Source organism: Pseudomonas sp. PME37.24/025, from assembly GCF_055556615.1.
In genome coordinates, this window is the sequence record NZ_JBVHNK010000011.1 from 32,474 (window position 1) to 47,699 (window position 15,226).

At 61.1% G+C, this 15,226-nt stretch carries 14 protein-coding genes; 11 read left to right on the plus strand and 3 right to left on the minus strand.

Annotated features, from left to right (window positions below; translation table 11 throughout):
• From tssK to tagH, 3 genes are all read right to left on the minus strand, one after another.
• A complete protein-coding gene (gene tssK, locus ACZ3HH_RS20090; RefSeq protein WP_465807004.1) occupies positions 1-1,335 on the minus strand; it encodes a type VI secretion system baseplate subunit TssK in 1,335 nt (444 codons plus the stop codon).
• 15 nt (positions 1,336-1,350) lie between these two features.
• Complete coding sequence (gene tssJ, locus ACZ3HH_RS20095; RefSeq protein WP_465807006.1) at positions 1,351-1,863, minus strand: type VI secretion system lipoprotein TssJ; 513 nt, start codon at positions 1,861-1,863, stop codon at positions 1,351-1,353.
• A 75-nt stretch (positions 1,864-1,938) separates the two neighbouring features.
• A complete protein-coding gene (gene tagH / locus ACZ3HH_RS20100) occupies positions 1,939-3,336 on the minus strand; it encodes a type VI secretion system-associated FHA domain protein TagH (protein WP_465807008.1) in 1,398 nt (465 codons plus the stop codon).
• Between the two features lie 404 nt (positions 3,337-3,740).
• Here tagH and tssA point away from each other — a divergent pair, with 404 nt between their 5' ends.
• The 11 genes from tssA (at position 3,741) to tssH (ending at position 15,118) form a co-directional block, all read left to right on the plus strand.
• Entirely contained in the window at positions 3,741-4,760 is a 1,020-nt protein-coding gene (gene tssA / locus ACZ3HH_RS20105; protein WP_465807010.1) for a type VI secretion system protein TssA, read from the plus strand.
• An 80-nt stretch (positions 4,761-4,840) separates the two neighbouring features.
• Positions 4,841-5,350 (plus strand): type VI secretion system contractile sheath small subunit, encoded by a 510-nt coding sequence (tssB, locus tag ACZ3HH_RS20110; protein ID WP_007894500.1) that lies wholly within the window; start codon positions 4,841-4,843, stop codon positions 5,348-5,350.
• 15 nt (positions 5,351-5,365) lie between these two features.
• On the plus strand, positions 5,366-6,859 hold the full coding sequence (gene tssC, locus ACZ3HH_RS20115; RefSeq protein ID WP_465807013.1) for a type VI secretion system contractile sheath large subunit: 1,494 nt from the start codon (positions 5,366-5,368) through the stop codon (positions 6,857-6,859).
• A 234-nt stretch (positions 6,860-7,093) separates the two neighbouring features.
• Entirely contained in the window at positions 7,094-7,582 is a 489-nt protein-coding gene (locus ACZ3HH_RS20120) for an Hcp family type VI secretion system effector (RefSeq protein ID WP_007894494.1), read from the plus strand.
• Between the two features lie 82 nt (positions 7,583-7,664).
• On the plus strand, positions 7,665-8,123 hold the full coding sequence (locus ACZ3HH_RS20125) for a type VI secretion system amidase effector protein Tae4 (RefSeq protein WP_465807016.1): 459 nt from the start codon (positions 7,665-7,667) through the stop codon (positions 8,121-8,123).
• On the plus strand, positions 8,120-8,560 hold the full coding sequence (locus ACZ3HH_RS20130; protein ID WP_465807018.1) for a hypothetical protein: 441 nt from the start codon (positions 8,120-8,122) through the stop codon (positions 8,558-8,560). The genes ACZ3HH_RS20125 and ACZ3HH_RS20130 overlap by 4 nt, the downstream gene beginning before the upstream one ends.
• A gap of 68 nt (positions 8,561-8,628) precedes the next feature.
• A complete protein-coding gene (locus tag ACZ3HH_RS20135; protein WP_465807020.1) occupies positions 8,629-9,069 on the plus strand; it encodes a hypothetical protein in 441 nt (146 codons plus the stop codon).
• Positions 9,063-9,575, plus strand: coding sequence for a type VI secretion system baseplate subunit TssE (gene tssE / locus ACZ3HH_RS20140; RefSeq protein WP_465807022.1), 513 nt, complete (start codon positions 9,063-9,065; stop codon positions 9,573-9,575). Before ACZ3HH_RS20135 ends, tssE begins: the two co-directional genes overlap by 7 nt.
• The gene (gene tssF / locus ACZ3HH_RS20145) at positions 9,572-11,431 is read left to right on the plus strand and encodes a type VI secretion system baseplate subunit TssF (protein ID WP_465807024.1); all 1,860 of its coding nucleotides are present in this window, start codon (positions 9,572-9,574) and stop codon (positions 11,429-11,431) included. The genes tssE and tssF overlap by 4 nt, the downstream gene beginning before the upstream one ends.
• On the plus strand, positions 11,395-12,447 hold the full coding sequence (gene tssG, locus ACZ3HH_RS20150; protein ID WP_465807026.1) for a type VI secretion system baseplate subunit TssG: 1,053 nt from the start codon (positions 11,395-11,397) through the stop codon (positions 12,445-12,447). Before tssF ends, tssG begins: the two co-directional genes overlap by 37 nt.
• The gene (tssH, locus tag ACZ3HH_RS20155; protein ID WP_465807028.1) at positions 12,440-15,118 is read left to right on the plus strand and encodes a type VI secretion system ATPase TssH; all 2,679 of its coding nucleotides are present in this window, start codon (positions 12,440-12,442) and stop codon (positions 15,116-15,118) included. Before tssG ends, tssH begins: the two co-directional genes overlap by 8 nt.
• Positions 15,119-15,226: the final 108 nt, after the last annotated feature.

Consider the following 15,226-nt stretch of genomic DNA (forward strand, 5'->3'; position numbering starts at 1 on the left):
TTATCCTCGGATCGCCCAGAAAGCCAGGTTCAGCCCCGGGAATTGCCCCGCGATGTAGAACGCAAAACCGCCGGAGTTGGCCAGTTGCTGCCAATGCTCGCTGCCCCGGTCCAGTTCGTAATAAGTGGAGCCGGCGTGATACGGGATTTGCCGTGGCGCCACCGGCAGCGGCAGCAGACCAATGCCCGGTAATTGCAGGTTGACCAGATTGCGGATGTGCTCCACCGAGCCGACCTTGCTCTGTTGGCCGAAGTGGCTACGCAGGGTTTCGGCGGGCACATCGGCGCGCACCACCAGGATGAAGCTGGCGCTGTCGAGCAGTGCCTTGTCGGCCAGCATCGCCACATGAACGCCGTAGGCTTTTTCGACGATCGGAATCGGCGTGGCCTTGCTGTCGATCAGCATCGATAGCGCCTCACGCAGAGCCTGCATCACGGGAGCAAAACTCAGCGCCAAGTCATCGTGCTGGTACTGCGGGTATTCCTGAGGTCGCCGCCCGGAAGCGGTAAAGGTCGAGAACTCCCCGGCCAGACTCACCAGCTCGCTGTAGAACCGCTCCGGGTGCAACGGGCTCAACTGGCTCAAGTGCTGGATCAGCGGCTGGGCACGGTTGACCAGTTGCAGCAGCATGAAATCGGCAATTTCCGAGGCACCGCCGGCACCGGATGCCACCACCCGCCCGGCGAGGGCTTCGCCGCGTTGATGCAGCAGGCCCAGCAGTTCGTTGCGAAACGCGGCCAGGGGGTTGGAGGCGACCACGTCCAGCAGCGGCGGGATATAAGAGTCGTCGAGCACCACGGCGCGGTCGGCGCGTTTCTCCTTGATACGCACCAGGCCGATGGCGGCGTAGTCGCTGATGCCATCCTGGGCAACCAATAATCGCAGCGCCCTTGAGCCGACGGCCACCGGCGCCTGGTTTTCAAACGGCGCGTTGTCGTCCCGTACTTCGCGCACCTGGCTCACGTAGCGCGCAGCGCCCAGGGTTTCGCCTTCGTCAACGGTGTCTCGCGCACCGGCGCGCTTGAGCGGCAAAGCCAGGTACACCAAACCATCGCGCAGGTTGTCATCGACATTCAGCGGGCTCGGCGCCAGGTCATCCTGCGGAATGTTGAATGGCGTGCCGTCCGGCAACAGGCCCCGCGCCGAGATGATGGCCAGTTTGCCCTGGGCCAGCAGACCCTGGTCGATCAGCAATTCGGAGAAACCCCAGGCGCCGGCCGACAGCGGACGGCTCCGGGCATCGATGAGGTTCTCCAGGTAACGGTCATGCTGCTGGAAGTGCTGCGTTCCAATGAACATGCCTTCCGACCAGACCACACGATTGTTCCAGGACATGGGGGCTCCGATTGCTTATTGGGCAGGGCTGGATGGGGAAACCACGACGGCGCTGCGCACGGCTCGCACGTCGAGGCTGATCTGGTATTCGGTGTATTGGCGCGGCGGGACATTCATCACCGCGCGCCACAACGACTGATCCAGCTCGCGATACCCCACCAGTACGCCGATATGGCGGGTGGCCGGGTCGAGGTCGCGTTGCAGGCTCAACTGCTGGCCGGGCTGGATCAGCACTTCGTCCTGATCGATCAAATCTGCGCCGAGCGTCGCCTGAGCCCGTTCGGCCAGTGCGAAATAATCGGAACGGCCGAAGGTGGCGGCGTTTTTCAATTCGAAAATACGCACCCGGACCGGGGCTGGCTGGCCAGTGGCGCCGGGGTTGAGCCCGGCAATGGCGTGAAAGTGCAACTCGACAGCGGCAGTGTCGGCCTCGACCTCAGCCTCTTCGGGCTGGGGTTTGACCGCATCCTTGGCACATGCGGTCAGCAGAAGCGCGGTGGCGACTGCGAGTAAAAACCTGGGAATCATCCTGCGTCCTCAATGACGTTTCAGCTATCCGTTGTTCCGTTCTTTGCTATGAATGGCGCTATGCGATGGCGATGCTCAGCCGCGGCGCTGCCTTGTACTGTGTTCTTCGTAGGCGCGGCTGAATTCCCGACCGAACAGGTCCTGGAAATCCTCTTGGGCCTCGCGGGAAATATTGCTGTAGAGCTCGGTGAACTGCTGCCAGTACTGGGCCTGTCGCGAGCCACTGAAAATACTCGAAAGGCCACCGGGCTTGCCCATGCGTTCTTCAAGTTGCGCCGGCTCGAAGCGCGCCAGCAGGTGCTTGATTGCAGCCTCCACGCCAGCCATCACCGCCAATTGGTGGGCACGCAAGTCATCGAAGCTGTCGCGCACAGCCAGGTCCGGCGCCATGAACGCCTGATTGCTGTGGCGCAACAGCAACAGCAACGCTTCATCGACGTTGGGAGCGAATTTCAGCGGGTTGTTTTCCACCGGTTGAATCATCGTCTGCTGAATGCGGAACTCGCCCTTGAGGCTGCTACGGGCGCGCAAGACATCGATCAGGCCTTCGACCATCAGCCGATAACTGCGGCCGATGCTTTCCATTTGCGCTTCGGCCTGGGCCTTGTCCAGGCGCACTTGATCCAGCCCGGCACCGCGTAGAAAGGCTTGCAACAGGTCGGGTTCAGAATTGTTGACCGGATCGACCAGGCGCTCGACGACGGCCACAGGCGGTTCGCAACGGGGTGCCGGTTCGATCGGTACGCTGATGTGAGGTACGGCTGGCGGCGCAACCTCTGCAACAGGCAAAGGGGCAACAGCCACCGGCGCAGGCTTGTCGCTGAACAGGTCCCAATCTTCCGGAATCACCGGGGCCGACACCAACGGTTCAGGCCCGGCCACGGGCGTTGGGGTGGGGATCGGGGTCGGTGGGCGGAAGTCGTGCAGCTCGGCCGGGACATGGTCGGGCTGGGTGGCCGGCGGAACGCTGGTCGGTGTCAGAAAGTCGAACAGGTCCGGCATCGTGTCCATGGCCGATACGCCCTGAAAATGCGCAGGTGGTGTCACGGGCAACGACGTCGGCGTATTCACGACGGCGCCCTGACGCCCCATCAGGGCCTCAAAGCTGCTGGACGAGTCAGCGAAAGGATTGCCGTCGGTCACTGGCAGACTGAAATCAATACGTGCCTGGATTTCATAATCACCGATGCGAATAACTTCGCCATCTTGCAACGGCTCGCTGTTTCCCTTGCGCAGACGAATACCGGCCTTGACCAATTCCACACCGTTAGTGCTGTTATCGGTTAAGTAATACCGGCCATCTTTATATTGAATAACGCAATGTTTGCCGGAAACCAAGCGCTCAGGGTCGGGCAATACCCAGTCATTATCAGAGTTTCGACCTATCGCCATCACACCCTGATTCATGGATTTCTCAGGGCACTGGCCAGGGGTAATTTTGTGATAACTAGTGATAGTCAAACACAGCGACATCTTGCCTCCTTGCTGAACACTTTGCGCGCGGACGAATCGGGATTCACTCCCGCCAGACTCGGTCCGACAACCTTGCAAACAACCTCGTAAACGGTATTTTTCCAGCATGATTGCTGATCTTAACCGGCTTGCGTGACAAAAAACCTGCATCAGTGCCTGCCTCGACCCATCGGTCGCGCAGGTTGTTAAGCACCTCACATCTGTCACACGGGGGAAATAGCTTACCTTGACAAGCCATAAGTACTACACCAAAAATAACAACTTCTTGAATAACAATGATGGCACTTTAAGATCACCGCGTATCCAAAGGGCCATTACACTCAAGGAAACATGCGTAGTTCCACCTGGAGCTAACATGTGAACGGCCCGACTCTGTCAGTCGGGCGATAGGGAGATCAAATTCAGTGGAAGTGCCTTTGTTGCTCGCTGCCGTTTCCGCGACTTCGCCCTGTGGCGAAGATCTGGAATACGACGCGGATTTTTTGCGCCTGGAACGCGATTCCCAAGGCCAGCCCGAGCGCAGCATGGGCGATTCGATATTGCCTGCCGCCCCCCCTGAATGGCGCAGCATCCAGCAGCAAAGTCTGGATTTGCTGCAACGCAGCAAAGACCTGCGTATCACCCACTTCCTTTTGCAAAGCTCCCTTGCCCTCGAAGGCGTCACCGGCCTGGCCCGCGTCCTGACGCTGATCAGCGAGTTGCTCAAGCAGTACTGGGCCGACCTGCATCCGCGCCTGGATGCCGAAGACGACAACGACCCCACCGTGCGCATCAATGCCCTCGCCGGCCTGACGTCCGATGCCACCATTCGCCTGCTGCGCGAAAGCATCCTGGCCCGTTCGCGAACCTTTGGTGCTGTCAGCCTGCGCGCCGCCGCCAATGCCAGCGGCCTGCAAAGTTTCCCTGACGAAAACCTCGGCGCCGAGCAGCTCGCCGGGGCGTTCCTCGACAGCGATCCCGAACAGTTGGAAATCACTCGCGCCGCTTTACACGAGGCCCGCAGCGTCGCCGAGGCCATCGAGCAACAAGTCAGCGAACACATCGGTTCCGCCCAGGGCGTTGACCTTGGCCTGTTGAAGCAACCGCTAAAAATGGCCCTGCAGATTCTCGGCCAGTTCGCCCCGCAGAGCGGCGACAGCCCCCTGCCCGATTCCATCAGCGACGACAGTGCCGCGCCGGTTGAACACCTCACCGCGACGAGCACACCGCGCAGCACTGGCGAAATCAACAACCGCGACGACGTGCTGCGCAGCCTGGACCGGATTCTTGCGTATTACACCCGTCATGAGCCCTCCAGCCCGCTGCCGGTGCTGTTGAACCGGGCGAAGAATCTGGTGCACGCCGACTTTGCGGCCATCGTGCGCAACCTGATTCCCGACGGCATGAGCCAATTTGAAAACCTGCGCGGACCAGACAGCGAATAAAAGCGAACGGATCACGCAGTCACGTCACCGGTACCACCGATGACGCCAACACCGTCGCTCAAGCGACCAGGAGCAGCAACGTGGCGAAGCAAAGTTCTCAGAAATTCATCGCGCGCAACCGCGCGCCTCGAGTGCAGATCGAGTACGACGTCGAGCTCTACGGCGCCGAGAAAAAGGTCCAGTTGCCCTTCGTCATGGGCGTCATGGCGGACCTCGCCGGCAAGCCCGCCGAGCCTCTGGCGCCCGTGGCCGATCGCAAGTTCCTCGAGGTGGATGTCGACAACTTCGACTCGCGCCTCAAGGCCATGCAGCCACGCGTCGCATTTCACGTGCCCAACGAGTTGACCGGCGAAGGCAATCTGAGCCTGGACATCACCTTTGAAAGCATGGACGACTTCAGCCCGGCCGCCGTGGCGCGCAAAGTCGACTCGCTGAACAAGTTGCTCGAAGCGCGCACCCAACTGGCCAACCTGCTGACCTACATGGACGGCAAGACCGGTGCCGAAGAAATCATCATGAAGGCCATCAAGGATCCGGCGCTGCTCCAGGCGCTTGCCAGTGCGCCGAAGCCAGCCGAGCCTCAGGCTTAATCAGGACGAATGATCATGAACGAATTAGTACGTGACAATCAGTCAACCGCCGCCGGAACCGAGCAAACCAGCGACTTCTCCTCCCTGCTGCTGCAAGAATTCAAACCCAAGACCGAACGCGCTCGCGAAGCCGTCGAGACCGCCGTGCGCACCCTGGCCGAACAGGCCCTGGCGCAGACCGACCTGGTGTCCAACGACGCCATCAAGTCGATCGAATCAATCATCGCGGCCATCGACGCCAAGCTCACCGCCCAGGTCAACCAGGTCATCCACCACCCCGATTTCCAGCAACTGGAAAGCGCCTGGCGTGGCTTGCACTACCTGGTCAACAACACCGAGAGCGATGAGCAGCTGAAGATTCGCGTGCTCAACATCTCCAAGACCGACCTGCACAAGACCCTGAAGAAATTCAAGGGCACCGCGTGGGACCAGAGCCCGATCTTCAAGAAGATGTACGAGGAAGAATACGGCCAGTTCGGCGGCGAACCTTACGGTTGCCTCGTGGGCGATTACTACTTCGACCAGTCGCCGCCGGATGTCGAGCTGCTGGGCGAGTTGTCGAAAGTCTGCGCGGCCATGCACTCGCCGTTCATCGCCGCCGCATCGCCGACCGTGATGGGCATGGGCTCCTGGCAGGAACTGTCGAACCCACGCGATCTGACCAAAATCTTCACCACACCGGAATACGCTGGCTGGCGCTCGCTGCGCGAATCGGAAGACTCGCGCTACATCGGCCTGACCATGCCGCGTTTCCTCGCGCGTCTGCCGTATGGCGCCAAGACCGATCCGGTGGAGGCCTTCGCCTTCGAAGAAAACACCGACGGTGCCGACAGTTCCAAGTACACCTGGGCCAACGCCGCTTACGCAATGGCGGTGAATATCAACCGCTCGTTCAAACACTTCGGCTGGTGCTCGCGCATTCGTGGCGTGGAGTCTGGCGGTGAAGTGGAAAACCTGCCGGCGCACACCTTCCCCACCGACGATGGCGGCGTGGACATGAAGTGCCCGACCGAAATCGCCATTTCGGACCGCCGCGAAGCGGAACTGGCGAAGAACGGTTTCATGCCGCTGCTGCACAAGAAAAACACCGACTTCGCCGCGTTCATCGGCGCCCAGTCGTTGCAGAAACCGGCCGAGTACGACGACCCGGACGCCACCGCCAACGCCAACTTGGCCGCGCGCCTGCCGTACCTGTTCGCCACCTGCCGTTTCGCCCATTACTTGAAGTGCATCGTGCGCGACAAGATCGGCTCCTTCAAAGAGAAGGACGAAATGCAGCGTTGGCTGCAGGACTGGATCCTCAACTACGTCGACGGCGACCCGGCGCACTCCACCGAAACCACCAAGGCCCAGCACCCATTGGCGGCGGCCGAAGTGATCGTCGAGGACGTGGAAGGCAACCCGGGGTACTACAACTCCAGGTTCTACCTGCGCCCGCACTATCAGCTCGAAGGTCTGACCGTGTCGCTGCGCCTGGTATCCAAGCTGCCTTCGGCCAAAGGCGCATAAAAACCTGCAGTGGCACGCTTGTGTGGGAGCCGGGCTTGCCCGCGATGGCATCAACACGGTCCGGCTGAAAACCGCGGTGCCTGCATCGCGGGCAAGCCTCGCTCCCACAGGTTTTGTGCCTTGACTGGCATTGGGACAGACCCGAAAAGAGCGTGATGCTGCAGGAGCTTTGAACAGATTTCGCAAGGTCGGCGTTAACTAAACAATGTGGTAGAGACCACACAGGGAGAAAACATGGCTGTTGATATTTTCATCAAGATCGGCGACATCAAGGGCGAGTCCATGGACAAGGCCCACAAGGACGAAATCGACGTCTTGAACTGGAGCTGGGGCATGTCTCAGTCCGGCAATATGCACGTGGGCAGCGGTGGTGGTGCCGGCAAGGTGAACATCCAGGACCTGTCGCTGACCAAGTACGTCGACAAAGCCTCACCGAACCTGATGATGCACTGCGCTAGCGGCAAGCACATCGACAAGGTCAAGCTGACCGTGCGCAAGGCCGGCGGCGAAAGTCAGGTCGAGTACATGATCATCAACCTGGAAGAAGTGCTGGTCACGTCCCTGAGCACCGGCGGCTCGGGCAGCGATGATCGCCTGACCGAAAACCTCACCCTGAACTTCGCCAAGGTACTGGTGGACTACCAGCCGCAAAAGGCCGATGGCACCAAGGAAGGCGGGCCGGTCAAGTTCGGCTGGAACATCCGCCAGAACGTCAAGGTGTAATCGAAGATGCCCCCGGCGTTATACGCCGGGGGCGTTTTGGTGCCTGCTCGAATCCAATCCTTTTCCACTCGGTGTCTGAGTCATGGCCAAGCCTTCGTTTATTAATTTGTGGAAAGCCTATTCCGACCTTCTGGTTACGTATCCTGACGCCAAGCCCTGTGAGGGCCCTTGGGAAAACCAGTGTGCTATCCGTATGAGCATGACGCTCAATGCGGAGCTGACCATCAAGGTCAACAAATCTACCTATACCGAACCCAAATGTGCGCATGAACATGCCAGGGGTGCCGAGTCGCTGGCGAACTGGTTGTGGAAGCATCATCTGGGGCGGCCACTGATTCTCGGTGGAAGTGCCGAGGAACGCCGCAAGTTACAAGACAAGACCGGACTCATCTTCTTCAAGGATTGTTTCCAGCAGACAGGAGAGTCATCGGACAATCGCACTGGCGACCATATCGACCTGTGGAATCGCGGCCTGACCATCGGCCGGTATAGCGACCCTTCCTACCGATCCCGAGCCATCTGGTTCTGGGAGCTGACATGATCAAGTCCAGCCGAAACGCTGTGGTCCTGTGTTGCGTATTGTCGAGTGTATCCGCGTGCGCCGACCAGCAAGCCCCGCCTGCTGCCGCGGATCAGGTAGTCACCCTGGGCGCACAACAGCTGACACTGGAGAACGACCAGCAGCGCTGCGTGTTGCGTAAACCGGATCGGAGCGTGCTGCCACTCGAAATGCCATGGCCTTGCCAATTTGCGGTTGACCGACAAGGCAAGCCGCACGTCGAGTCCTTCAACAATGTACCGATTGCCATTGTGCTGCATATAAGCGTTGACCCTGCGAACAGTCGCGACTGCCGGTCCGAGTACCGCGCCGTACGCCAGATCAAAGGCCAGCTCGAACCTTCGGTGGTTTCTCGCAGTGCCAGTTGCCTGCGCGGCGCAGGCGATCAGAAAGACTACACAGCGCTTTTCACTTGGTAAGCGACTTCACATGCAATCACACACGACTCTGCGCATCGCGCAAAACAGATTGGGCTTTGAGGGTTGAAATGATCGAACGAACCCTGTTGATGCTGCTGTCCGGCTGCCTGCCGTTGAGCCTCAACGCCTGGGCCGGGCAGCAACCACTTGCTGCCCCCAGCAATGAAGTCATTGTCGCCGGACAAACATTGACTCTGGAAAACCACGATCAGCAATGTGCGTTACGCAAACAGGACCAAAGCATCTTGAAACTAGACATGTCGTGGCCGTGCTTTCTGAGCGTCGACCGCAAGGGTCAACCACGGGTCGAAACCTTCAACAACGCCCAAATCATTATCGTGGAGCACTCCACACCCGAACCCGCTCCCAGCCGTGATTGTGACGCTCGGTATCAGGCCATCCGCCAAATCAAAGGTCAGCCCATGGAAGTGTCGAAAGTCGCTCATAGTGCTGGCTGCATGACCGGCGGCATGGACCAGAAAAATTTCGTGGCGCATTTCTCGTGGTAACCGAAATCGCCACCCGCGATCGCCTGCAACCGTCCCTGCTGGACCGGTTGACCGACGACGACCCGAGCAACCTCAAGGAAAGCGCCGACAAGCGCGTGCTCTCCCTGACCCAACTGAAAGCCTCGGTGCTGCGTGATTTGGCGTGGCTGCTCAACACCACGTCGTTGCTCAGCGCCGATGCGACGTTGCACACCGAGGCCGGCACGTCAGTGGTCAACTTCGGGCTGCCAGCCCTGGCCGGCAACAGTGCGTCGAACGTCGATATCGCGGCGCTTGAAGCGCTGATCCACCAGGCCATCGCCACCTTCGAACCGCGGATTCTGCGTAACACTTTGCGCGTGCGGGCCCGGGCATCCGCCGAGATGAACCACAACGCCCTGAGTTTCGAGATCGAAGGCGACCTTTGGGCGCAGCCGGTGCCGCTGCGCCTGATGCTGCAAACCGACCTGGACCTGGAATCCGGCCATGTGCGAGTGATCAACGCCGAACAACGGAGACGCTCATGAACCCGCGCCTGCTGGAACTGTACAACCAGGAGCTGCACCACGTGCGCGAAAGCGCGGCGGAGTTCGCCCAGGAATACCCGAAAATCGCCAGTCGGCTGACGTTGTCCGGCATGGACTGCGCCGACCCGTACGTCGAGCGTTTGCTGGAAGGGTTTGCTTATCTGACGGCGCGGGTACAACTCAAGCTCGATGCCGAATACCCGACCTTCACTCATAACCTGCTGGAAATCGCGTACCCCCATTACCTGGCGCCGACACCGTCGATGACCGTGGTGCAATTGCAGGCCGACCCTGATGAAGGCTCGCTGAGCAGCGGCTTCCCGCTGCCCCGGGACACGGTCCTGCGTGCCGCCCTGGGCCGCGAAACCCAAACCTGCTGCGAGTACCGCACCGCCCACGCGGTGACGTTGTGGCCGCTGCAGGTCAGCCAGGCCGAGTACTTCGGCAACCCGTCCGCCGTGCTCGGGCGCCTGGCCGCCAGCGAACCCAAGGCCAAGGCCGGTCTGCGCCTGACCCTGCGCACCGGCGCCGAACTACCGTTCAACAGTCTGGCCCTGGACAACCTGCCGCTGTACCTCAGCGGCGCAGACGAACAACCCTTCCGCCTCTACGAACAGCTGCTGGGCAATGTCTGCGCCGTGTTCGCCCGTCAGCCCGGCGGCGATTGGGTGGAACGCCTGCCGCAGGACGCATTGCGCTCCCAGGGATTCGACGATACCGACGCCGCACTGCCAGTGGTCTCGCGGGCCTTCCAGGGCTATCGCCTGCTGCAGGAATACTTCGCCCTGCCCCACCGCTTTCTGTTCGTCGATTTCACCCAGTTGAGCCGTGCGGTCAAACGCTGCGGCGGCCAGGAACTGGAATTGATCGTGCTGTTCGACCGTCACGATCCGAGCCTGGAAGGCAGCGTCGGAGCCGCGCAGTTCCTGCCGTTCTGCACCCCGGCAATCAACTTGTTTCCCAAGCGCCTGGATCGCATTCACTTGTCGGAACGGGTCAATGAACACCATGTGATCGCCGACCGCACCCGGCCGATGGATTTCGAGATTCATTCCCTGACCACCCTCACCGGCCACGGCACCGGGTCGGAGCAGCCTTTTTTGCCGTTCTATGCGGTACGCGATCCGTCTCGCTACGGCCGCGATCAGGCCTGGTACACGGTGCGGCGCGAACCCCGCGTGCTGTCCAGCGGTCAGCGGCGCAACGGCCCGCGCTCGACTTACATCGGCAGCGAAACCTTCGTCAGCCTGGTGGACAGCCAGCAGGCGCCTTATCGCCACGATCTGCGTCAACTGGGCGTAACAGCGTTGTGCACCAACCGCGACCTGCCGCTGTTCATGAGCGTGGGCAACAGCAAGACCGATTTCACCCTGGCCGACAGCGCACCGGTAGCGGCGGTGCGCTGCGTGGCAGGCCCGAGTCGCCCACGCGCCAGCCATGCCCACGACGCCAAGGCATGGCGGTTGATCAGCCAGCTTTCGCTGAATTATTTGTCCCTCAGCGAACAAGGCCAGGGCGCCGCCGCCCTGCGCGAACTGCTGCGCCTGTACGGCGACAGCAACGATGCGGCGTTGCAATTGCAGATCGAAGGCCTGCGCGAAGTCAGCAGCAAGGCCTGCACCCGACGCTTGCCCATGCCGGGCCCGATCGTGTTTGGTCGTGGCCTGGAGATCACCCTGGAATTCGATGAAAACGCGTTTCGCGGCACTGGAGTCTTCTTGCTCGGTGCAGTGTTCGAACGCTTCCTGGCACGCTACGTGTCGATCAACAGCTTTACCGAGACGGTGATCCGTACCACCGAACGCGGCGAGATCATGCGATGGAAAGCCAAGCCCGGACGCCGTCCGACCCTGTGAATACCCTGGACGCGATGCACAGGGAGCCCTGGGAATACGACTTCTTCCAGGCGTTGCGGCGCATCGAGTGCGAATCGCCTGAACTGCCGCGCCTGGGCCATTCGTTGCGTCTGGCCGATGATCCGCTGCGTCTTGGGCAACAAGCCGATTGCACCTTCGCCCCGGCGACTCTGGCGTCGGTACAGCCAGGCATCGACGGTGCGCCGGCGCGCCTGGAGCAGTTCTTTTTCGGCCTCGGCGGCCCCAACGGCCCATTGCCGCTGCACATCACCGAATATGTGCGCGAACGCCAGCGCAACAACGCCGACAGCACCAGTAAACGCTTCCTGGATGTGTTCCATCACCGCCTGCTGAGCCTGTTTTACCGGGCCTGGGCCGAAGCGCGGCCGACGGTCAGCCATGACCGCCCGGACGATGACTACTGGTCGGCACGCCTGGCAGCACTGAGCGGCCGGGGCATGCCGAGCCTGCTCAAACAAGGGCGGATCCCCGACACGGCGAAGTTGCATTACAGCGGTCATCTGTCGGCACAAACCCGCTACCCGGACGGTTTGAAGGCCATTCTCAGCGAGTACTTCGGCCTGCCGGTGGAGATCGAAGAGTATGTCGGCCAATGGCTGGAGCTGCCCGAACGCAGCCGCGTGGGTGTCAGCGCCCATCAATTGGGCATGGATTTTTGCCTGGGGCGTTACGTCTGGGATCGCCAGCACAAATTCCGTATTCGCCTGGGCCCACTCAAGCTGGATGACTACATGGGCATGTTGCCCGGCAGCCAACCCTTCAATGAGCTGGTGGCCTGGGTGGCCGAATACCTGGGCCATGAACTGGACTGGGACCTGAACCTGATTCTGAAACAGCCCGAAGTACCGGCGTTGCAACTCAATGGGCGCTTCCGCCTGGGTTTCAACACCTGGCTGGGACGTCCTGAAAAAGATGCCAACGATCTAATACTGGCCCGGCATTACGCCGAGCAAGCCAACACCTCACAGACCTCAAGGAGCCAAGAGCATGGGTGAAATCAGTCGCGCCGCGTTGTTCGGTAAACTCAACAGCGTGGCTTACAAAGCCATCGAAGCCGCCACCGTGTTCTGCAAGTTGCGCGGTAACCCTTATGTGGAACTGGCCCACTGGTTTCATCAGTTGCTGCAATTGCAGGACTCAGACCTGCACCGCATCATCCGTCAGTTCAATATCGAGCCGGCGCGCCTGGCCCGGGACCTGACCGATGCCCTGGACCGTTTGCCACGCGGCTCGACTTCAATCACTGACTTGTCCTCCCATGTGGAAGAAGCCGTGGAACGTGGCTGGGTCTACGGCAGCCTGATGTTCGGCGAAAGCCAGGTGCGCACCGGTTATCTGGTGCTGGGCATCCTCAAGACGCCGAGCCTGCGCCATGGGCTACTGGGGCTGTCGGCGGAGTTTGACAAGATCAAGGTCGAAGCCCTGAGCGAGCGTTTTGACGAATACGTCGGTGACTCGCCGGAAAATGCGCTCAGCGCCAGCGATGGTTTCAACGCAGGCAGCGTGCCCGGTGAAGCCAGTGGCGCCATGGCTCCAAGCGCCATGGGCAAGCAGGAAGCGCTCAAGCGTTTTACCGTCGACCTCACCGAGCAGGCCCGCAGCGGCAAGCTAGATCCGATTGTCGGGCGTGACGAAGAAATCCGCCAACTGGTGGACATCCTCATGCGCCGCCGGCAGAACAATCCGATTCTGACCGGTGAAGCCGGTGTCGGTAAAACCGCCGTGGTCGAAGGCTTTGCCCTGCGCATCGTCGCCGGTGACGTGCCGCCAGCGCTCAAGGACGTGGAACTGCGCAGCCTCGACGTCGGCCTGTTGCAGGCCGGCGCGAGCATGAAAGGTGAATTCGAACAGCGCCTGCGCCAGGTCATCGAAGACGTCCAGGCCTCGCCAAAACCGATCATCCTGTTTATCGACGAAGCCCACACGCTGGTAGGTGCCGGTGGCGCCGCCGGCACCGGGGACGCGGCCAACCTGCTCAAACCGGCCCTGGCCCGGGGTACCCTGCGCACCGTGGCCGCCACGACCTGGGCCGAGTACAAGAAGCATATCGAGAAAGACCCGGCCCTGACCCGCCGCTTCCAGGTGGTGCAAGTCGCCGAGCCGTCCGAAGACAAGGCGCTGTTGATGATGCGCGGCGTGGCCTCGACCATGGAAAAACACCATCAGGTGCAGATCCTTGACGAAGCCCTGGAAGCCTCGGTCAAGCTGTCCCATCGCTACATCCCGGCGCGCCAGTTGCCGGACAAATCCGTGAGCCTGCTGGACACCGCCTGCGCCCGGGTCGCTATCAGCCTGCACGCCGTGCCGGCCGAAGTGGACGACAGCCGTCGTCGCATCGAGGCGCTGGAAACCGAACTGCAAATCATCGCCCGCGAGCACGCCATCGGCATCGTCATCGGCGCCCGCCAGAGCAACAGCGAGAACCTGCTGGCCGCCGAGCGCGAACGCCTGGCCGAACTCGAAAGCCGCTGGGCCGAAGAGAAAACCCTGGTGGACGAACTGCTCGCCACCCGCGCCACCCTGCGCGAAAGCGTCGGCGTGGTAGACAGCGACGTTGGCAGTGAAGACAGCCACGCCCTGCGCGAGAAACTGGTGGACCTGCAGCAGCGCCTCAGCGCTCTGCAAGGGGAAACCCCGCTGATTCTGCCGACGGTCGATTACCAGGCCGTGGCTTCGGTGGTCGCCGACTGGACCGGGATTCCGGTGGGCCGCATGGCCCGTAACGAACTGGAAACCGTGCTCAACCTCGACCAGCACCTGAAAAAACGCATCATCGGCCAGGACCACGCCTTGCAGATGATCGCCAAACGCATCCAGACCTCCCGTGCGGGCCTGGACAACCCGAGCAAGCCGATTGGCGTGTTCATGCTCGCTGGCACCTCCGGCGTGGGCAAGACCGAAACCGCCCTGGCCCTGGCCGAAGCCATGTATGGCGGTGAGCAGAACGTCATCACCATCAACATGAGCGAATTCCAGGAAGCTCACACCGTGTCCACTCTCAAGGGCGCGCCACCGGGCTATATCGGCTATGGCGAAGGCGGCGTGCTGACCGAAGCCGTGCGACGCAAACCCTACAGCGTGGTGCTGCTGGATGAGGTGGAAAAAGCCCACCCGGACGTGCACGAGATCTTCTTCCAGGTCTTCGACAAAGGCGTGATGGAGGACGGCGAAGGCCGGGTGATCGACTTCAAGAACACCTTGATCCTGCTGACCACCAACGCTGGCACCGAGTTGATTGCCCGGGTCTGCAAAGACCCGCAAAACGTGCCCGAGCCCGAAGAGATCGCCAAGGCCTTGCGCCAGCCGCTGCTGGAGATTTTCCCGCCGGCATTGTTGGGCCGCCTGGTGACCATTCCGTACTACCCGCTCAGCGACGAGATGCTCAAGGCCATTACCCGCCTGCAACTCAACCGCATCAAAAAGCGCGTGGAGAACACCCATAAAGTGGCCTTCGATTACGACGACGCGGTGATCGACCTGATCGTCTCCCGCTGCACCGAAACCGAAAGCGGTGGGCGAATGATCGACACCATCCTGACCAACAGCCTGCTGCCGGACATGAGCCGCGAGTTCCTCACCCGCATGCTCGAAGGCAAAGCGCTGGCAGGCGTGCGGATCAGCGCCCGGGATAACGAATTGCACTACGACTTCAGCGACGCCGCATAGCCCCTGGAGGAATGCGGTCAGTGTGGGAGCTGGCTTGCCTGCGATAGCGGTGTATCAATCGGCATCAATGCTGAATGTCACACCGCTATCGCAGGCAAGCCAGCTCCC

What these genes read in the sequence shown, in the direction of transcription:
- tssG (WP_465807026.1), top strand. Translation starts at nt 11,395, where the DNA reads ATGGAAAGCCAAGCCCGGACGCCGTCCGACCCTGTGAATACCCTGGAC.
- ACZ3HH_RS20120 (WP_007894494.1), top strand. Translation starts at nt 7,094, where the DNA reads ATGGCTGTTGATATTTTCATCAAGATCGGCGACATCAAGGGCGAGTCC.
- tssJ (WP_465807006.1), bottom strand. Translation starts at nt 1,863, where the DNA reads ATGATTCCCAGGTTTTTACTCGCAGTCGCCACCGCGCTTCTGCTGACC.
- tssK (WP_465807004.1), bottom strand. Translation starts at nt 1,335, where the DNA reads ATGTCCTGGAACAATCGTGTGGTCTGGTCGGAAGGCATGTTCATTGGA.
- ACZ3HH_RS20125 (WP_465807016.1), top strand. Translation starts at nt 7,665, where the DNA reads ATGGCCAAGCCTTCGTTTATTAATTTGTGGAAAGCCTATTCCGACCTT.
- ACZ3HH_RS20130 (WP_465807018.1), top strand. Translation starts at nt 8,120, where the DNA reads ATGATCAAGTCCAGCCGAAACGCTGTGGTCCTGTGTTGCGTATTGTCG.
- tssC (WP_465807013.1), top strand. Translation starts at nt 5,366, where the DNA reads ATGAACGAATTAGTACGTGACAATCAGTCAACCGCCGCCGGAACCGAG.
- tssH (WP_465807028.1), top strand. Translation starts at nt 12,440, where the DNA reads ATGGGTGAAATCAGTCGCGCCGCGTTGTTCGGTAAACTCAACAGCGTG.
- tagH (WP_465807008.1), bottom strand. Translation starts at nt 3,336, where the DNA reads ATGTCGCTGTGTTTGACTATCACTAGTTATCACAAAATTACCCCTGGC.
- tssF (WP_465807024.1), top strand. Translation starts at nt 9,572, where the DNA reads ATGAACCCGCGCCTGCTGGAACTGTACAACCAGGAGCTGCACCACGTG.
- ACZ3HH_RS20135 (WP_465807020.1), top strand. Translation starts at nt 8,629, where the DNA reads ATGATCGAACGAACCCTGTTGATGCTGCTGTCCGGCTGCCTGCCGTTG.